This window comes from Paenibacillus sp. FSL M7-0420 (assembly GCF_038002345.1).
GTDB lineage: Bacteria > Bacillota > Bacilli > Paenibacillales > Paenibacillaceae > Paenibacillus_AQ.
This window is the reverse complement of record NZ_JBBOCJ010000001.1, coordinates 4,098,908-4,119,087: the sequence shown is the minus strand read 5'-3', so window position 1 is coordinate 4,119,087 and position 20,180 is coordinate 4,098,908. Positions and strand designations below refer to the sequence as shown.

16 protein-coding genes are annotated in these 20,180 nt (G+C 53.6%); all 16 read left to right on the top strand.

What is annotated here, in order from left to right:
* Positions 1-54 precede the first annotated feature (54 nt).
* The 16 genes from proS to dut all read left to right on the top strand — a co-directional run bounded on the left by proS (position 55) and on the right by dut (position 20,118).
* Entirely contained in the window at positions 55-1,503 is a 1,449-nt protein-coding gene (gene proS, locus MKX51_RS17465; protein WP_036724718.1) for a proline--tRNA ligase, read from the top strand.
* Positions 1,504-1,668: 165 nt separating this feature from the next.
* Positions 1,669-6,000, top strand: coding sequence for a PolC-type DNA polymerase III (locus MKX51_RS17460; protein ID WP_340940100.1), 4,332 nt, complete (start codon positions 1,669-1,671; stop codon positions 5,998-6,000).
* A gap of 191 nt (positions 6,001-6,191) precedes the next feature.
* Positions 6,192-6,659: a ribosome maturation factor RimP gene (rimP, locus tag MKX51_RS17455; protein ID WP_340940101.1), complete on the top strand. Its 468-nt coding sequence runs from the start codon at positions 6,192-6,194 to the stop codon at positions 6,657-6,659.
* Positions 6,660-6,685: 26 nt separating this feature from the next.
* On the top strand, positions 6,686-7,783 hold the full coding sequence (gene nusA, locus MKX51_RS17450) for a transcription termination factor NusA (RefSeq protein ID WP_036692613.1): 1,098 nt from the start codon (positions 6,686-6,688) through the stop codon (positions 7,781-7,783).
* Positions 7,784-7,813: 30 nt separating this feature from the next.
* Positions 7,814-8,122, top strand: a complete 309-nt coding sequence (rnpM, locus tag MKX51_RS17445; protein WP_036692616.1) for an RNase P modulator RnpM — start codon at positions 7,814-7,816, stop codon at positions 8,120-8,122.
* Complete coding sequence (locus tag MKX51_RS17440; protein ID WP_036724725.1) at positions 8,115-8,438, top strand: YlxQ family RNA-binding protein; 324 nt, start codon at positions 8,115-8,117, stop codon at positions 8,436-8,438. The genes rnpM and MKX51_RS17440 overlap by 8 nt, the downstream gene beginning before the upstream one ends.
* Entirely contained in the window at positions 8,431-11,088 is a 2,658-nt protein-coding gene (gene infB, locus MKX51_RS17435) for a translation initiation factor IF-2 (protein WP_340995636.1), read from the top strand. The genes MKX51_RS17440 and infB overlap by 8 nt, the downstream gene beginning before the upstream one ends.
* 18 nt (positions 11,089-11,106) lie before the next feature.
* Positions 11,107-11,454: a 30S ribosome-binding factor RbfA gene (gene rbfA / locus MKX51_RS17430; RefSeq protein WP_036692621.1), complete on the top strand. Its 348-nt coding sequence runs from the start codon at positions 11,107-11,109 to the stop codon at positions 11,452-11,454.
* A 26-nt stretch (positions 11,455-11,480) separates the two neighbouring features.
* Positions 11,481-12,458 (top strand): DHH family phosphoesterase, encoded by a 978-nt coding sequence (locus MKX51_RS17425; RefSeq protein WP_340940102.1) that lies wholly within the window; start codon positions 11,481-11,483, stop codon positions 12,456-12,458.
* On the top strand, positions 12,455-13,369 hold the full coding sequence (truB, locus tag MKX51_RS17420; RefSeq protein ID WP_340993277.1) for a tRNA pseudouridine(55) synthase TruB: 915 nt from the start codon (positions 12,455-12,457) through the stop codon (positions 13,367-13,369). The genes MKX51_RS17425 and truB overlap by 4 nt, the downstream gene beginning before the upstream one ends.
* 36 nt (positions 13,370-13,405) lie before the next feature.
* Positions 13,406-14,353, top strand: coding sequence for a bifunctional riboflavin kinase/FAD synthetase (locus MKX51_RS17415; protein ID WP_340940104.1), 948 nt, complete (start codon positions 13,406-13,408; stop codon positions 14,351-14,353).
* A 149-nt stretch (positions 14,354-14,502) separates the two neighbouring features.
* Positions 14,503-14,772: a 30S ribosomal protein S15 gene (gene rpsO / locus MKX51_RS17410; protein ID WP_019910460.1), complete on the top strand. Its 270-nt coding sequence runs from the start codon at positions 14,503-14,505 to the stop codon at positions 14,770-14,772.
* A gap of 224 nt (positions 14,773-14,996) precedes the next feature.
* Entirely contained in the window at positions 14,997-17,099 is a 2,103-nt protein-coding gene (pnp, locus tag MKX51_RS17405; protein WP_340993276.1) for a polyribonucleotide nucleotidyltransferase, read from the top strand.
* Between the two features lie 263 nt (positions 17,100-17,362).
* Positions 17,363-18,349 (top strand): polysaccharide deacetylase family protein, encoded by a 987-nt coding sequence (locus MKX51_RS17400; protein WP_340993275.1) that lies wholly within the window; start codon positions 17,363-17,365, stop codon positions 18,347-18,349.
* 79 nt (positions 18,350-18,428) lie between these two features.
* The gene (locus tag MKX51_RS17395) at positions 18,429-19,694 is read left to right on the top strand and encodes a M16 family metallopeptidase (RefSeq protein ID WP_340940109.1); all 1,266 of its coding nucleotides are present in this window, start codon (positions 18,429-18,431) and stop codon (positions 19,692-19,694) included.
* The gene (gene dut / locus MKX51_RS17390) at positions 19,666-20,118 is read left to right on the top strand and encodes a dUTP diphosphatase (RefSeq protein WP_036724736.1); all 453 of its coding nucleotides are present in this window, start codon (positions 19,666-19,668) and stop codon (positions 20,116-20,118) included. Before MKX51_RS17395 ends, dut begins: the two co-directional genes overlap by 29 nt.
* Positions 20,119-20,180: the final 62 nt, after the last annotated feature.

Genomic DNA, 20,180 nt, shown 5'->3' with positions numbered 1-20,180 from the left:
GGCTTCTTAGCTAATGTGCAATCTGAGGGGCGAATAATAGGAGGATTTCTTCACATGGCCAAAGACAAGCAGTTCGTTACAGAGATCACGCCGCAGGGCGAGGATTTCTCACGCTGGTATATCGATGTTATCAAAAAAGCGGACCTGATGGATTATTCGCCGGTCCGCGGCTGTATCGTGTTCAAACCGGACGGCTATGAAATCTGGGAGCATATCCAGGAGGAAATGAACCGCCGCCTGAAGGCGACCGGTCACCGGAACGCCTACTTCCCGCTGTTCATTCCCGAGAGCTTTTTCCAGAAGGAGAAGGAGCATGTGGAGGGCTTCAACCCGGAGCTGCCTTGGGTCACTGAGGCCGGAGGCGATGTGCTGGAAGAACGTCTGGCGATCCGCCCTACGTCCGAGACCATGTTCGGCCATATGTATTCCAAGTGGATTCAGTCTTACCGCGACCTTCCCGTGCTGATCAATCAATGGGCCAACGTGGTCCGCTGGGAGAAACGTACCCTGCCGTTCATCCGTACGACAGAATTCCTCTGGCAGGAAGGCCATACCGCGCATGAGAATGAGACGGAAGCACGCGAAGAAACGATGAAGATGCTTGATAACTACCGCGACTTCGTGGAGACCTTTCTGGCTATTCCGGTAGTGACCGGACAGAAGACGCCATCCGAGCGGTTCGCCGGTGCTGTGGATACGTATTCCATTGAAGCGATGATGAAGGATGGACGGGCTGTTCAGGCCGCTACCTCCCATTATCTGGGCACCAAGTTCGCGGTTGCTTTTGATATCCAATATCTGAACCGGGAGAATGTACTGGAACATGCACACACCACCTCGTGGGGCTCTACCACGCGTCTGATCGGTTCCCTCATCATGGTACATGGTGACGACCGCGGACTGGCTCTGCCGCCGAAGGTAGCACCTACACAGGTCATTATGATTCCAATCGGACCGCCTAAGACCCGCGAAGCAGTCATCGGACGTACCGACGAACTGTTTGGTGAGCTTAAGAGCGCCGGAATCCGTGTGCGTGTGGATGACCGTGCGGATGTAACCCCGGGCTGGAAGTTCAATGAATATGAAATGCGCGGCGTCCCTGTCCGTCTGGAGCTTGGACCGCGTGATATGGAGAATGGCGTCTGCGTGCTCGTATCCCGGATCAGCGGCGAGAAGAAGGTCATTCAGCAGGAGAACCTGGTTGAAGAAGTGAATGCCATGCTTGCGCAGGTCCACCAGGAAATGTACGAGCGGGCACTGAAATTCCGTGAGGATCATTTCTATTCCGTAGACACTCTTGAGCAGATGAAGGATTCCATGGAGGAGAAACGCGGCTTTGCGCTTGCAGGCTGGTGCGGCTCTGAGGAATGTGAAGATAAGGTCAAGGAAGAGACCGGCGCAGGCAGCCGTAATATTCCGTTCCACCCGTCAGAAACGAAAGAGACCTGTATTTGCTGCGGCAAGCCTGCTCAGCATACGGTTGTATTTGCCAAAGCATATTAATCGGTAACCTTATATTTGTTCATTTATTATATCAGCTTCTGGCGAGAGGAGTCGGCGGGCCGCAAGTACCCAATGCTTTTTAAGCCGGAGGCTTTTTCTTACAATAGAGTATTAGAATGACGTCGAAGTCTTACGCCAATTATTGCCGAGTTAGGTGGGGAATGCATGGAGCAGAACGTGGAGAGAAGAAAGAGATTTGAGCTGTTGATGAAGCAGGGGGAGATTCCGCCTGCCATGATTGATCCTTATTTTGTAGACGGACAGATTGAACGGGTGGAGATTAGCCGCGGCAACCATGACTGGCATATCGTGATTGCGAAGACAACCCTGATTCCCGCCCAGACCTACCGGGCATTTATCCTTAGAATGCGTGAGAAGCTGCAGCATATTGCCAAGGTCAGCTTCTTGTTCCTATATGATGATACTGTAAGCAGAGCCGATATTGTGCAGGAGTACTGGGGCATGTTCCTGGAGTGGGTCCAGCGTGAGATTCCGTCCGTCAACGGTTGGCTGACGCGCTCCAGCCAGGAGCTGCAGGACGGCACGCTCATCCTTAGCCTGAACGATTCGATGTCGCTCGAACTGGCCCGCAAAAAGGGTATCGAAGCCGCCATTATTAAATATTATGATAAATACTTCGCGCTCCCGCTCAAGGTCAAGCTGCAGATGTCTGAGGATGAGACCAAGAACAAAGCGGATGCCTATGAGGAATTCCAGCAGAAGCTCCAGCAGGAGCAGCGTGAGCTGGTAGAGCTGATGATGATGAACAGTGAGCCGGACGAGCCTGAAGAAGCCGGGGACCCGGGCGAGGTCATTAAGCTTCAGATCGGGAATGACATTAAGGAGCAGGCCGTCTCCATTCTGGAGATTCAGGATGAAGAGAAGAAGATTACGATCCAGGGGACGATCTTCGGGCTGGACAGCAAGGAGCTGCGTAACGGGAATACGCTGTTCACCTTCTGCATCACAGACTTTACAGATTCCCTGCAGATGAAGATGTTCGCCAAAACCAAGGAAGAGCTGAAGATCATGGGCCAGCTGGCTAACGGCAAATGGGTCCGGGCGCGCGGCAAAGTGGAGTATGACCGGTTCATGCAGATTCCCGAGCTGGTGATGATTCCTTCGGATCTGACCGAGGTGTCGGCGCCGCCTGCCCGTAAGGACAATGCCAAGGAGAAGCGCGTGGAGTTCCACCTGCATACGACTATGAGCACGATGGATGCGGTAGCACCGATTGATGCCTATGTCAAAACAGCTGCTAAATGGGGCCACCCGGCACTTGCAGTTACCGACCACGGCAATGTTCAGAGCTTCCCGGATGCGAATCATGCCGCCCATAAGCATAAGCTCAAGATGCTCTACGGTGTGGAGGCCAATGTCGTCAATGATGCGGTCAATATCGTGGAGAATGCGCAGCCGCTGGAGCTCAAGACCGCAACCTATGTCGTCTTCGACATCGAGACCACGGGGTTGTCCATCACACGCAATAACATCACGGAGCTTGCGGCGATCAAGATGTGCGAAGGCAAGGAGCTGGACCGTTATACCACCTTCGTCAATCCGCATGAGAAAATCCCCTACCACATCCAGCAGCTGACGAACATTACGGATGAAATGGTCAAGGATGCCCCGGATCTCGCGCCGGTACTGGAGGAGTTCGTGGAGTTTGTAGGAGATAGCATTCTCGTTGCGCACAATGCGCGGTTCGATATGGGCTTCATTCAAGCTTCTCTGAAGAAGCTGGGGCAGCCGGAGCTGCCGAATCCTTCACTGGATACGCTGGAGCTGGCGCGTCTGCTCTTCCCCAAAATGAAGAACCACCGGCTCAATACGCTTGCTGACAAGTACAAGGTACTGCTGGAGAGCCATCACCGTGCGGTGGATGATACGATAGCACTGGGCGGGATTCTGAACGGTCTCTTGGCCGATGCGGAGAAGATGAAGGGGATGACCCGGCTGGACCGGCTGAATGACTATGTAGGCAATGACCTGTCGAATGTGCGGCCGTTTCACTGCGGCATCTATGCACTGAATCCCATCGGCAAAAAGAACCTCTACAAGCTGATCTCCATGTCGCATACCGAGTACTACAAGCGGGTGCCCTGCATTCCCAAATCGAAGCTTGAAGAGCATCGTGACGGACTGCTTGTCATATCCGGCTGTGAGCGGGGCGAGTTCTTCGAGGCTGTACTGAACAAGACCGTGGAAGAGGCGATTGAGGTTGCCCAGTTCTATGATGTGCTGGAAATCCAGCCGCTGACCATGTACATGCATCTGGTGGATAAAGGGTTCGTAGCGAGTCCGGAGGACCTGCGGGGAGTTGTACGCAAAATCTGTGAGATTGGCGAGCAGATAAACAAGCCGGTGATAGCCACTGGGAATGTGCACTATCTGGAGCCGCGCGATAAGCTGTTCCGCGATATTACGATCCACGGGATTACCGGATTCAGTCCGCTGAAGGACCAGAACAAGCCGGATGCCCACTTCCGTACAACCGATGAGATGCTGGCCGAGTTCGAATACCTGGGTGCAGCCAAAGCGAAGGAAGTCGTGGTCACGAATACTGTTGAGCTGGCTGAGCGGTTCGAGGAATACGATCTGTTCCCAAGCGATCTCTTCACGCCTATTATTGAAGGGGCGGATGATGAGATCCGCAATACCTGCTATGACACAGCCAAATCGATCTACGGCGAGGAGCTGCCTGAAGTGGTGGTTGCCCGTCTGGAGAAGGAGCTGGCCCCGATTATTAAATACGGGTTCTCCGCCAACTATCTGATCTCGGAACGGCTGGTCAAAAAGTCGAACCAGGACGGTTATCTCGTCGGCTCCCGTGGATCGGTAGGTTCATCTGTGGTGGCTACCTTCCTCGGTATCTCGGAGGTTAATCCGCTTCCGGCTCACTATATTTGCACCAATCCCGAATGCCGGCACAGTGAATGGTTCCTGGACGGAAGTGTGCCGAGCGGCTTTGACTTGCCGGATAAGGACTGCCCGGATTGCGGCGGCAAGCTTAAGGGAGAAGGACAGGATATTCCGTTTGAGACCTTCCTGGGCTTCAAAGGGGACAAGGTTCCCGATATCGACCTTAACTTCTCCGGGGAGTATCAGCCGAACGCCCATAATTTTACCAAAACAATGTTCGGTCCGGACAATGTATTCCGCGCGGGAACTATCGGTACAGTGGCGGAGAAGACTGCCTTCGGCTTCACCAAGAAATATGAGGAGCATCACCAGAAGCGCTGGCGCGGTGCGGAGGTCGGACGGCTTGCCGCCGGCTGTACCGGTGTGAAGCGCAGTACAGGACAGCATCCCGGCGGTATCGTTGTTTTGCCGGACTACATGGAGATCGAAGATATCACTCCGGTGCAGTTCCCGGCGGATGATGTTACAGCCGAGTGGAAGACCACCCATTTCGACTATCACGCCTTCGATGCCAACCTGCTGAAGCTCGATATTCTCGGCCACGATGATCCGACGATGATGCGGATGCTGCAGGATCTGACTGGCGTCGACCCGACGACCATTCCAATGAATGATCCGAAGGTGATGAGTATGTTCAACTCTACGGATGCGCTCGGGGTAAGGCCGGATCAGATCCGCACCCCGGTAGCCACTTATGGAGTGCCGGAGATGGGGACGAAGTTCGTCCGCCAGATGCTTGTCGAAGCCAAGCCGTCCAGCTTTGCCGATCTGCTGCAGATTTCGGGGCTGTCCCATGGAACCGGCGTGTGGCTGGGAAATGCCCAGGAGCTGATCAAGAACAACACCTGCAACATTAAGACGGTAATCGGCTGCCGTGATGATATTATGCTCTATCTGATCTATAAGGCGGGCATGGATGCCAGTCTGGCCTTCAAAATTACGGAGAGCGTGCGTAAAGGGAAGGGCTTGCCGCCGGAGTGGATTGACGAGATGAAGAATTGCAAGGTGCCGCAGTGGTACATTGATTCCTGTCTCAAAATCCAGTACATGTTCCCGAAGGCGCATGCCGCGGCTTATGTTATTTCAGCGGTGCGGACAGCCTTCTTCAAGCTGTATCATCCGATAGAATACTATGCGACTTACTTCTCGGTCCGCGCGGCGGATTTCGATATCGAACTGTGCTGCAAAGGCTACGAAGCCATTGCGCGCCAGCTGGTAGAGATCGAAGCCAAGGGCTTCCAGGCGCTGCCTAAGGAAAAAGCCATGCTTCCGGTCCTGGAGATGGCCCTGGAGATGACCGCACGCGGCTTCACCTTCAAGAACATTGATCTGTACCGCTCGGACGCTACCAAATTTACGGTAGACGGTACCAGCCTGATTCCTCCATTCTCCTCGCTTGCGGGAATCGGGGATAATGCTGCGATTAATATCGCCGCTGCCAAGGACGCAGGAGAATTCCTCTCCATTGAGGATTTCCAGCAGAAATCCAAGGCCAGTAAAACGGTGATTGAGCTGCTCACGGGAATGGGCTGCTTCCGGGGATTGCCGGAGAGTAACCAGCTTTCACTGTTCTGACAACCGGCTTAAGTGATAGCATATATAGTCCTTTAAAAAGGGGAGTCAAGGGCTGGTACTTGTCAGTGCTGCCTCACTATGGTATAATTTTTTTGGTAATAATGAGATAAGTCCGTTGTGTAAAGAGTGGGGAAACCCACTCTTTATCTTTGGTATATAGCAAAAGACAAGTTCGTGGAGGTAATCTTCTTTTGAGCACACCCAAATCCAAAATTAAACAAACGGTAGAGCAGCTGCTCGGGTCCTATCTCGAGGACAATGGTTTCGAACTGGTGGACGTTGAATACGTGAAGGAAGGCTCCAACTGGTTTCTGCGCGTATTCGTAGACAAAGAGGGCGGCATCGATATCGATGACTGCGGGTCCATCAGCGAATATATCAGCCAGAAGCTGGATGAGAATGATCCGTTCTCCGAAGCGTATTTCCTTGAAGTCTCCTCGCCGGGAGCTGAGCGTCCGCTCAAGAAAGCCGCGGATGTCGCCAAGGCAGTAGGCAAGGACGTATATGTAACGGTCTATGAGCCGATTCAAGGACTCAAAGAATTCGAAGGACGGTTGCTCTCGTTCGAGAACGAGGAACTGCTCATCTCCGCGGGCAAAAAAGAACATGTGGTACCGTACGCCAAGGTCGCCAGTGCGAGATTGGCCATTATTTTTTAACGTCTTGAAAGGGGGACCGGAATTTCATGAGTATGGAGTTTATTGAAGCTATGAATGAACTGGAAAGGGAGAAAGGCATCAGCAAGGATGTGCTGTTCGAAGCCATCGAAGCGGCGCTGATCTCCAGCTATAAACGCAATTTCAATGCGGCGCAGAATGTGCGTGTGGATATGAACCGCAACACAGGCGTAATCAAGGTGTTTGCCCGCAAGCTGATTGTGGAGGAGGTTCTCGATGCACGGACCGAGATCTCGCTCCTGGCTGCCCGGGAGATCAACCCGCATTTCCAGCTGGAGGACATCGCCGAGCAGGAAGTCACGCCGCGTGATTTCGGCCGCATTGCCGCCCAGACTGCGAAGCAGGTGGTTACCCAGCGTATCCGCGAAGCGGAACGCGGCCTGATCTATAACGCTTTTATTGACAAGGAAGATGATATTGTAACCGGCCTTGTACAGCGTCAGGATATGCGCAACATCTATGTGGATCTTGGCAAAATCGAGGCGGTTCTTCCGCTGAGCGAGCTGATGCCTGGAGAGAAGTTCAAGCAGAGCGAGCGTATCAAGGCTTATATCACCAAGGTGGAGAACACGACCAAAGGACCGCAGATCATGCTGTCCCGCAGTCATCCGGGTCTCCTGAAGCGTCTGTTCGAGCTGGAGGTCCCGGAGATTTTTGACGGGGTGGTGGAGATTCGTTCCGTTGCCCGCGAAGCCGGCTTCCGCTCCAAAATCGCCGTGTTCTCACGCAATCCTGAAGTGGACCCGGTGGGCTCCTGCGTAGGGCCGAGAGGCACGCGTGTACAGACCATCGTGACTGAGCTTCGCGGTGAGAAGATTGATATCGTCAGATATTCCGAGCTGGTGCAGGAGTACGTAGCCAATGCGCTTAGCCCGTCCAAGGTGCTTGAGGTTCAAGTCTTTGAACCTGAGAAGATGGCCCGCGTCATTGTTCCTGACTATCAGCTGTCGCTGGCTATCGGCATCAAGGGGCAGAATGCCCGTCTTGCCGCCAAGCTGACCGGCTGGAAGATCGATATCAAGAGCGAGACGCAGGCGGAGCAGGAATACGGCAGACCCAGATCGTCCAATGATGAAATGCATCAGGATTCCGTCTCCATCGATTAATGAATGCTGACTGACGGGAGGTGCTTTGTTATGAAGCAAAGAAAGGTGCCGCTGCGTAAATGCGTTGCCAGCCAGGAGATGATGCCCAAGAAAGAGCTGATTCGCGTGGTGAGAACGCCTGAAGGCGAGGTGCTGATCGACCTGACAGGCAAGAAGTCGGGCCGTGGCGCTTATATCTGCGGTAAACTGGAATACTTTAAGCTAGCACAGAAGACCAAAGCACTTGACCGGGCATTGAAATGTCAGGTCAGTCCTGAAATCTATGCCCAGCTTGCCCGGGATTTTGCATCCGTGGAGGAGCAGTTTTTGGCAGCGAAGGATAGTGAGGACAATGAGTAAGACACTTTCTTATTTAGGGCTTGCGATGAGAGCAGGCAAGATTGTCACCGGCGATGAGGCTGTGCTTAAGGCAGTGCGGTCTTCAGAGGCGAAGCTGGTCGTCCTGGCAGGTGACGCTTCAGATAATACCCAGAAGAAGTTCCGCGATAAATGCGGAACCTACGATATTCCACTAGTAATCGCATTTCACCGGGATGAACTCGGTGCAAGTATTGGTAAGGACCAGCGCGTGGTGCTGGCCGTTACGGATAAAGGATTCGCGGAAATGATCTCCAGAACGCTTGGAGATACTGTCGGAGGTGGAGTTATTGACTAAAGAAGATAATAAGGATAAGCTGCGCGTATACGAATACGCAAAGTCTTTGAACATGAGCAGTAAAGAAATTATTACCATTCTGAAGCGTTTGGATGTCCCGGTGAATAATCATATGAGTGTCATGGAGAATGGCTCCGTGAACAAAGTTGAACAGTTCTTCAAGGACATCAAGTCAAACGCTGCAGCCAAGCGGGACAACGGCACCAGCAGCCGTCCGGTAGTTACTACCGGTGCGGCAACCGCCGAAGTACGCAGTGCTCAGAATACCAACAAAATTCAATCGGAAAAGCAGGTAGGTATGAACAGTAACCAAAACAACAACCAATCGACGACGTCCCCAAGGCCCCAAAGCGGACAAGATTCCCGCAGAACACAAACATCAGGCTCCGCTCAGAATTCCCGCCCGCAGGGCAGTTCAAGCAGCAGCCGTCCACAAAGCAGTTCGGCTGGCAGCCGCCCGCAAGGCAGCTCCACTGGCAGCCGTCCGCAAGGCAGCTCCACTGGCAGCCGCCCGCAAGGCAGCTCTACTGGCGGAAGCCGCCCACAGGGCAGCTCCACCACTGGCAGCCGTCCGCAAGGCAGCTCGACTGGCGGAAGCCGTCCACAAGGCAGCTCAACTAGCGGAAGCCGCCCACAAGGCAGCTCGACTGGCAGCCGTCCGCAAGGACAAGGCGGCGCACCACGTACAGGTGACCGTCCGCAAGGTCAAGGCAATGCAGGCGGAGGTTTCTCTCGCAACGACGGCCCTAAGAAGAATACCACTGGCGGCAGACCTGGCGGCAATAACAGCGGCCAGAAACGTTACGACGACAACAAGGGCGGCAACTATCGCGGCCGTGGCGGCAAGAACAACCGCGGCAGAAACCAGCCGACCGTATATCGTGAGAAGATTGACAATACACCTAAGAAGATCATTGTCCGTGGCAGCATGACCGTGGGTGAAACCGCGAAGCTGCTTCACAAGGATGCTTCGGAAGTAATTAAGAAGCTGATCTCGATGGGGGTTATGGCCACCATCAACCAGGAGCTTGATATCGATACGATTCTGCTGCTGGCCGGCGAATTCGGCGTAGAAGTAGAAGTGAAGATTCCGGTTGACGAAGACAGCTTCGAGACCGTGGAAGAGAACGATTCCGAAGACGATCTGATGACACGGCCGCCGGTTGTAACGATCATGGGTCACGTTGACCACGGTAAAACAACCTTGCTTGATGCCATCCGTTCCACGAATGTCTCAAGCGGTGAAGCAGGCGGGATTACGCAGCATATCGGTGCCTACCAGGCTGAGATTAATCATAAGAAAATCACATTCCTCGATACTCCGGGCCATGAAGCGTTCACCGCCATGCGTGCCCGTGGTGCCCAGGTCACAGATATGACGATTATCGTTGTAGCGGCAGATGACGGCGTAATGCCTCAGACCGTAGAAGCGATTAACCACGCCAAGGCAGCCGGACTTCCGATCATTGTTGCAGTTAACAAGATTGATAAGCCGGGCGCAGACCCTGACCGGGTGAAGCAGGAGCTTACCAACTATGAGCTGGTGCCGGAAGAGTGGGGCGGCGATACAATCTTCGTCAACCTGTCCGCTAAGCAGCGCATTAACCTGGAAGAGCTGCTGGAAATGATTCTGCTCGTTGCCGAAGTGAACGAGTACAAGGCGAACCCGGACAAACGGGCACGCGGTACTGTTATAGAAGCTGAGCTTGACAAGAACCGTGGACCGGTTGCCCGTATTCTCGTGCAGAACGGTACACTGAAGGTCGGAGACGCATTCGTAGCAGGGAACTGCTTCGGCCGCGTACGCGCCATGGTGAATGACAAGGGACGCAAAATCAAGGAAGCGGGACCTTCCACTCCAGTGGAAATTACCGGTCTGACCGAAGTGCCGCAGGCGGGCGATCCGTTCATGGCCTTCGAAGATGAGCGCAAAGCACGGGCGATCGCTGACAGACGTTCTACTACGCAGCGCCAGTCCGAGCTGAACACGAACACCCGCGTTACGCTGGATGATCTGTTCAAGCACATCAAGGACGGCGAGATCAAGGATCTCAACGTAATTATCAAGGGTGACGTACAGGGTTCGGTAGAGGCGCTGAAGGGCTCCTTGGCCAAGATCGAAGTGGAAGGCGTACGCGTGAAGATTCTTCACAGCGGTGCCGGTGCGATCACGGAATCCGATATTACCCTGGCAGCAGCCTCCAATGCTATCGTGATTGGCTTCAACGTTCGTCCGGATGCCCAGACGAAAGCTGCGGCTGAGCAGGAGAAGGTGGATGTGCGTCTGCATAACATCATCTACAACGTCATTGAAGAGATTGAAAGTGCCATGAAGGGCATGCTTGATCCTATCTATAAAGAGAACGTTATCGGCCATGCCGAAGTGCGCAACGTATTCAAAATCAGCAAAGTGGGCAGTGTCGCAGGCTGTATGGTTACTGACGGCAAAATTACCCGCAATGCTGAAATGCGCCTGATCCGCAGCGGTATTGTTGTCTTCACAGGCAAGATCGACACCTTGAAGCGTTTCAAAGATGATGCAAAAGAAGTGGCACAGGGTTATGAATGTGGCATAACTTTGGAACGCTATAATGATCTCGCCGAAGGCGACATCATCGAAGCATTCATCATGGAAACGGTAGAGCGCTAAGCGAAGAGGTGAAAGAAGATGTCTAAAATCAGAGCCGGACGGGTTGGCGAGCAGATTAAGAAAGAGCTGAGCCAGCTCATCCAAAGCGGACTGAAGGACCCGCGTGTCGGGTTCGTAACCGTAACTGGCGTAGATGTGACGAACGATCTGTCACAGGCCAAGGTATACCTGAGCGTATTCGGGGACGAGGAGCAGAAGTCAGACTCGCTTAGAGCGATTGAGAAGGCCAATGGCTTTCTCCGCTCGGAGCTGGGCAAAGCGATCCGCCTGCGCCATACACCTGAGCTGATCTTCAAGATTGACGAATCCGTTGCTTACGGAAGTCATATTGAGAAGCTGCTCGGCGAAATCGGCAAAAACGAATAGGCTACGGAACATAAAGGAGACGGCGAATGCAGAGCTATGAACAAAGTCTCCAGCAGACGCGTAAGTTTCTGCTGGAACACGACGATTATCTTGTAGTGTCGCATGTTCAGCCGGACGGAGATGCAGTCAGCTCCACCCTCGCGGTGGGCTGGCTTCTCTCATGTCTGGGCAAAAAATATCTGATGTTGAATGAAGGCCAGATTCCGCAGCGGATGGAATACTTATGGCATGCCGATCAGATTGTCAATCTGTCTGAAGGTTCTTTGCCCCGCCAGTACAGCCATGTGATATGTGTGGACTGTGCTGATTTCCAGCGTGTAGGGCTGACCCAGCAGCATTTCACCAGTGATGCCCTGATCTTGAATATAGACCATCATCCAACGAACAACGGCTACGGCGCGGTGAATCTCATCAAGCCGGATGCGGCAGCGACAGCAGAGATTCTGTTCGATCTGCTGAAGACCTTTGAACTCAAGTGGGATATTGATATTGCCACAGCCATTTATACAGGGCTGTTAACGGATACCGGCGGTTTCCGTTACAGCAATACTTCTCCTAAAGTGATGGCGGCGGTATCCGAGCTGCTGGCACTGGGCGTGAATGGACCGGACCTGGCAGAGACCCTGCTGGAAGAGATGACGCTTCCCCAGGTTAAGGTACTCAACCGCGCACTTAGCACATTACAGCTTAGTCCTGAAGGAGATATAGCTTGGGTGTATGTTACACCTCAGGATATGCTGGACTCTGGAGCGGCCAATGAGGATCTTGAAGGGATTGTCAACTATCCCCGGAATATCCGCGGGGTAGAGGTAGGCATTCTGTTCAAGGTCATTGATGACCATGCGGTGAAGGCCAGCCTGCGTTCAGCAGGTAAGGTGGATGTGGCGCTGCTTGCGCAAGCCTTCGGCGGCGGCGGACACACCCGGGCAGCGGGCGCGCGTATTAATGGAAGTCTGGAAGAAGCTGTGGCACAGGTGCTTGAGGAGGTCAAACGTCATTTATGAGTGAGCTTACAGGAGTTCTGGCTGTATATAAGCCGGCAGGGTTCACTTCACATGATGTTGTGGCCAAGGCGCGGCGCATTCTGGGCATGAAGCGGATTGGACATACCGGGACACTTGATCCTCAGGTAACCGGAGTATTGCCGCTCTGTCTGGGCCGGGCTACTAGAGTAGTGGAGTATATCCAGGAGCTGCCCAAGGAATATGTTGCCACACTGCGGCTGGGAATGGCCAGCGATACAGAGGACCTGACCGGCACGATTACGGAATCTGTGGAGGAGGTTCATATCACAGAAGCCGAAGTACTGGCTGTGCTGAACTCCTTTCAGGGCGTGATCTCACAGGTGCCGCCGATGTATTCCGCAGTGAAGGTGGACGGCAAGCGTCTGTACGAACTGGCCCGGGAAGGCAAGACCGTAGAGCGCAAGAGCCGTGAAGTGGAGATTTATGAGATTGAGATGCAGGAAATGGTCTGGAACGGCAATTATCCGGAGATCACTTTCCGGGCGTTATGCTCCAAGGGAACCTATATCCGCACCCTCTGTGTAGATATCGGACGTAAGCTTGATCTTCCCGGTGTGATGGTGAAGCTGGAGCGGACGATGTCGGCCGGGATCACGGCCAGTCATTGCCTGACTCTGGAGCAAATTGCGCAGCACAAGGAAGGCGGCACACTGGATGAGCATCTGATTGCTGCCGACGAGGCGATTTCACATTTGCCCAGACATACCGTTGCGGCAGAGAAGAAGAAAGCAGCCCTGCAGGGGCAGCGTCTGTCGGCCCGGTTTGTAATGCCGGAAGTGAAGCAGGCCGGAGATTTCCGTCTCTATGATCAGCAAGGGGAGTTCCTTGGTATTTATGCTTTGGAGGCTACCGGAGCTATTGCACCTGTCAAGGTCTTTGCCCAGGTCTAAACTTTAATTTATTTGCGAATGTAGGTGAGAAACAGCGTGAGAACCGTAACGTTAAACTATCCGATGCTGCCTGAGGCGGCAGCACAGTACGCGCAGCCTCAAGTAGTTGCTCTGGGACAGTTCGATGGACTGCACCTCGGGCATGCCAGTGTCATCACATCAGCCGTTGCTCTTGCCCGCGAGGCAGGTGTACCCGCTGCGGTGATGACCTTCTACCCCCATCCCAAGGATGTTATGGGCAAGGGGGATTATGAGGGATATTTGACCCCTTCTAAGGATAAGCAGGAGCTGCTTGCCGGGATGGGTGTTGAGCTTTTATATATCATTGAATTTAATGAAGAGCTCTCCCGGGTGAGTCCGGCGGATTTTGTCTCTGTAATGCTGCTTCCGCTGCAGATTATAACTGCAGTTGTAGGGTTCGACTTCCGCTTCGGCTACAGGGGCGAGGGAGATGCGGACACGCTTTCGGAGCTGGGACAGGGTGCGATGAAGGTAGAGACGGTCGCCCCGTTCCTGCTTGAAGGAGAGAAGGTCAGCAGCTCGGGTATCCGCAAGAGCTTGCTGAGCGGGGAACTGGGTAAGGCCAATGCCTGGTTTGGACGTTGTTATCACCTGCGCGGTATCGTCGGTCACGGGGAGAAGCGGGGCCGGACCATCGGCTTTCCGACCGCGAACCTGCAGCTCGAAGACCGCTATGTGATTCCGGCCAAGGGCGTATACGCCGTCAAGGTCTTTTACCGGGACGAGGTCTTGTACGGGGTGATGAATGTCGGCGTGAAGCCAACATTTCACGAAGGCGTGACCACTCCGAGCTTTGAGGTTCACCTGTTTGATTTTGCCTCAGATATTTATGGGCAGGAGCTTAAGGTGGAGCTGGTCTCTTATATCCGCTCTGAGCGGAAGTTCGGGTCCATCGATGCCTTAATTGCACAGATCGGCGCAGATGCTGAGACGGCCAAAGGGATGCTGGGATATCATTCCTAATCTTTCCGGACAAGCCGTTTACTTTTGCCTGTGAAGGTGCTATACTGATTAACGTTGCTGGAATGACAGCATGTGAACCTTAGCTTGGTTACTTGTTCTCACCGACGGTGACGAGGCTACTGGCGATTATAATGAAGGAGGTGAACAGGATGGCATTGACTCAAGAACGTAAACACCAATTGATTGACGAGCACAAAACTCATGAATCCGATACTGGATCCCCTGAGGTGCAAGTTGCTATCCTTACGGAGAACATCGTTAATTTGACTGACCACTTGCGTACGCACAAGAAGGATCATCATTCCCGCCGCGGACTGCTGAAGATGGTTGGACAACGTCGTAAACTGCTGGCGTATTTGAAGAACAAAGACATCAGACGTTACAGCGCCCTGATCGAAAAACTGGGATTGCGTCGTTAATTTTCCATAAGTTAAGCCCAAAAGCAGCCTGGTTGTATACCGTATGTCCTTCTTACGAGCGACAGCGGGACAGCCGGGTTGCTTTTTGAAAATTTAGGGTAAACTTTTACAGTTGACAAGTGGATAGCATTCGCAAAAACGGCTATAGCACTTCTGCGGAGGACAAGCCGTTTTTGCTTGTAGAACATACAGGAACGTATTATTACCATTCAAGGAGGGGTTTTATGGAACAACGTGTGGAAATGCAGCTGGGCGGAAGACGCCTTGTGCTGGAAACAGGCCGTCTGGCCAAACAAGCGAACGCAGCCGTGATGGTGCGTTATGGAGATACTTCAGTATTGTGTACGGTTACAGCATCCAGTGAGCCTAAAGATCTGGATTTTTTCCCGCTTACAGTGAATTATGAGGAAAGATTATATGCAGTAGGCAAAATTCCTGGCGGATTCATCAAACGTGAAGGACGTCCGAGCGAGAAAGCGATTCTGTCCAGCCGTCTGACAGACCGTCCAATTCGTCCATTGTTCCCGGAAGGATTCCGCAATGACGTTCAAGTCTTGAACCTGGTAATGAGTGTGGATCAGGACTGTGCGCCTGATATTGCTGCCATGATCGGTACTTCCGCTGCGCTCAGTATTTCCGATGTGCCGTTCAACGGACCCATCGGCGGCGTGGCTGTCGGCCGGATTAACGGAGAATTCATCATCAACCCTGATCAAGCCCAGCAGGCAATCAGCGATATTTATGTGGTTGTGGCCGGTACGAAGGATGCCATCATGATGGTAGAAGCGGAAGCCAATGAAGTGACTGAAGAAGTGATGCTTGAAGCGATCATGTTCGGACATGACGAGGTCCGCAAGATTGTGGCTGTGATTGAACAGCTCGTAGCCGTTGCCGGTAAAGAGAAGATGGCTGTGAAGCTGCATGCGGTTAATGCGGATGTGAATACAGAGGTTCGTGCTTTTGCTGAGAGCCGTCTGGTAGAAGCCGTAAGAATTGCCGAGAAGCATGCCCGTCAGGATGTTATCGATCTGGTGAACAACGAAGCGGTGGCGTATTTCGCAGAGAAATACATAGAAACCCCAGAGCTTCTTAAGGATGTTAAGGAAGCCCTGCATGATATCGTGAAGGATGAAGTCAGACGACTGATCACGCATGACAAGGTTCGTCCGGATGGACGTAAGCTGGACGAGATCCGTCCGATCGAATGTGATACAGCGCTGCTGCCGCGTACGCACGGTTCCGGTCTGTTCACACGCGGCCAGACACAGATTCTCAGCGTATGTACACTGGGTGCACTGGGCGATGTGCAGATTCTGGATGGTATTGATCCGGCTGAAACCAAGCGCTTCATGCACCACTACAACTTCCCTCCGTTCAGCGTAGGGGAAGCCCGTCCGCTAAGAGCACCGGGACGCCGCGAGATCGGCCACGGGGCACTCGGTGAACGCGCATTGTCCAAGGTGATTCCAAGTGAGACTGAATTCCCGTACACCATCCGTCTGGTATCCGAAGCGATTGAATCCAATGGCTCCACCTCCCAGGCAAGCATCTGTGCCAGTATTCTGGCGATGATGGATGCAGGGGTACCTATCAAGGCGCCTGTAGCCGGTGTAGCGATGGGTCTGATCAAGGACGGAGAGCATGTGTCCATCCTGACCGATATTCAAGGCATGGAAGATCACCTCGGCGATATGGACTTCAAGGTAGCAGGTACAGCAGAAGGCGTAACGGCGATTCAGATGGATATCAAAATCGACGGCATCGACCGCAAAATTCTGCAGGAGGCGCTTGAGCAGGCAAGAGAAGGCCGGATGTTCATTCTGGGTAAAATGAATGAAGCGATTGCTGCTCCAAGATCTAGCCTGTCTAAATATGCTCCGAAGATCATTATCATCAATATCAATCCGGACAAAATCCGTGATGTGATCGGTGCCGGCGGTAAAATCATCAACAAGATCATTGAAGAAACCGGCGTGAAGATCGACATCGAACAGGATGGCCGCGTATTTATCGGTTCTTCTGACGAAGCTATGATCCAGAAGGCCCGTGGCATCATCGAAGGAATTGTGAAGGAAGTAGTGGTTGGTGAGATTTATGTGGGTACGGTTAGACGCATTGAGAAATTCGGCGCATTCGTTGAATTGATCCCTGGCAAAGACGGACTTGTGCATATTTCCCAGCTGTCCACTGAGCGTGTGGCCAAAGTGGAAGATGTTGTGGCGATTGGCGACACCATTACCGTGAAGGTAACGGAGATCGACCAGCAGGGCCGCGTCAACCTGTCGCGCAAAGCGGTGCTGACTTCAGAGAGCGGAGCGAAGGCGTAAGCATTACGCTGCCGCTTCACCGCTATCCTGACTATAGATAAGAAGAGACAGAAGCAGTACAGTTCTGGCTCTTTTTTTTGGACAAGTATGGGGAAACGGTAAGGTCCTGACAGGACGGCTATACCTTACCCGCTTGAAGGTGGCAACTATGCAGTATGCATAATTTTCACCCTTCATACATAGGCTGGGACAAAGCGTCCCCGCACGGCTTGACCCTGGTGCGGAGACGGAACAGACCGTTTGTGCCGGGGAGGTATAACGTCATGAAGACGGACAAGGCGGCGCTTGTGCTGGCTTGCATCGCAGTAGTAATCGGAATCGGTAGTACGAACGGACCCGTGAAAGAGATGATTGCCGGGCTTAAGCCTCAGGCGGATGCAGCGGTGATGAGCTATGCTCTGAATCAGGCGGAGGATGATCTGCGGGCGCAGATTACCCGCCGGGCCGAGGCGCTGAATGCGCAGCCGGTGAATGCTGTAGTTGACCGGGTATGGAAAGCCATACCAGGGTATAACGGGCTGGAGGTCGATGTAGAGGCAACCTACCGGAGCGCGCTGCTGCGGGGACCCGAAGCAGGCCTTAAGCTGTTGTACCGCCAGATTAAGCCTAAGGTATCACTGGATGATCTGGGAGCGCAGCCGATTTACCGGGGGAATCCGGCGAAGCCGATGGCCTCGCTGATGATTAATGTGGCCTGGGGGAATGAGTATATCCGTCCGATGCTGGACATTCTGGATGCAGAGAAGGTGGAGGTTACCTTTTTTCTGGACGGAAGCTGGTTAAGCCGCAACAAGGAGCTTGCAGCAGAGATGCTGAAGCGCGGGCATGAGGTGGAGAACCATGCGTATACGCATCCTAAGATGAGTATTCTAAGCCGGACACGTGCTACTGCCGAGATTGAGAAGACGCAGAAGCTGCTGAAGGAAAGCCTGGGTGTGACGAACAAGTGGTTTGCTCCGCCGTCAGGCGACTTTAACCAGCAGACGGTGGAGATCGCCGCCTCACTGGGACTGAAGACGGTGCTGTGGACGCTGGATACGGTCGATTGGCGCAATCCGTCCCCCGAATCAGTTGTTGCCAAGATCAGCAGCCGGGTAGAGCCGGGAACTTTGATCCTGATGCATCCGACGGCATCCTCCTCGCAAGCGCTGAGAGGGATGATCCGGGGGATCAGAGCCAAGGGCCTGCAGCTGGGAACCGTCAGTCAGACGCTCTCTCCTGAGCGTATCGTGACTGCGGAAGTTGAGTGAACGCCCTATTTCTGATAGGATAAGAGGCGCGAATAACAAATACAGACAGAACCAGGGGCTGTGCCAGGAGGATTACACATTGGACAAAATATTATTATCGAACGGACTCCGGGTGGTGACCGAGAAGATCCCGACCGGCCGGTCCGTATCTTTCGGAATCTGGGTCAAGACGGGCTCCCGCAATGAGAACCCGCTGAACAACGGGATTTCCCATTTCATCGAGCATATGCTCTTTAAGGGGACTGACCGCTATAGCGCCAAGGATATTGCCGAACAGTTCGATGCCATTGGCGGGAACGTCAATGCGTTTACCTCGAAGGAATATACATGCTTTTATGCGAAGGTGCTGGATGAGCATCTGCCGATTGCCGTGGATGTGCTGGCAGATATGTTCTTCCGCTCACGGATGGATGCCGAGGAGCTGGCCAAGGAGAAGAATGTAATCCTGGAGGAAATCGCCATGTGCGAGGACACGCCGGATGATCTTGTCCATGAATTGATGTGTGCCGCCGCCTACGGTGAGCACCCGCTGGCTTATACGATTCTCGGGCTGAAGGACCGCCTGCTGGAGATGACGCCGGATGATCTGCGTGCGTACATGAAGGAGCAGTATACCATCGAGAATACAGTGATCAGCGTAGCCGGTAATATTAACGACGGTCTGATCCCGCTGCTGGAGCAGCATTTCGGTTCCTTCACAAATCATGGTGAAGCGCCGGAGCTGACTGAGCCTGCATATCAGGGGGAGCTGGTGTTCCACAAAAAGAAGACCGAGCAGAATCACATCTGCATCTCCTTGCCGGGCGTCCGCAGCGGCGGACCGCTGCAATATCCGATGGCACTCCTCAACAATGCGTTCGGCGGCGGCATGAGCTCGCGGCTGTTCCAGGAGATCCGCGAGAAGCGCGGTCTGGCCTATTCCGTCTTCTCGTACCACAGCGCCCAGGCTGACAGCGGCTTGTTCACGGTCTATGCCGGGACAGCGCCGAAGCAGACCAAGGAAGTGACAGAGCTGATCAAAGAGATGCTGCGCGATCTGGCGGTGAACGGCCTGAGCGAGGACGAACTGCGCAAAGGCAAGGAGCAGCTCAAGGGCAGCCTGATTCTCAGTCTGGAGAGCACGGGCAGCCGGATGAACCGGATGGGCAAAAATGAGCTGATGCTCGGCCGGCAGGATACGCTGGATGAAATGATAGCCAAAATCGGAGCTGTAACCATGGAGGACATTAATGCTCTGCTGGACTTTATGTTCGCACAGCCGTTGTCCCTGGCGATGGTAGGCTCCACCGATAAAGCGATAGCCAATGTTAGGAGAGATGATCTTGCCTCATTACGTACAAATTAACAAGCTTCCGGGGAATGAGGATGTGCTGCTGCCCTGCAAAATGTCCGAGCAGGCCTCGGGGTATGACCTGTATGCCGCTGTAGGAGAGCCTGTGGTGCTTGCTCCGGGCGAGCGGACACTGATCCCCACCGGCATATCTCTGGCGATGCCTGGCGGGCTGGAGGCGCAGATCCGTCCGCGCAGCGGGCTGGCCTTGAAGCATGGCATCACCTGCCTGAATACACCGGGCACCATCGATGCGGATTACCGGGGCGAAATTAAGGTGCTGCTGATCAATCTGGGGCAGGAGCCGTTTGCAATTGCCCGCAACGAGCGGATCGCCCAGATGGTATTCCAGGCGGTGCCTGAAGTGACTCTGGTGGAAGTGGATGAGCTGTCTGACACGGCCCGCGGAGCCGGCGGCTTCGGGCATACTGGCAAATAGTATACAGGAATTATAAAAAAGCTTGCGGAAAGCGCACCTTTAGGTGCGCGTCCGCAAGCTTT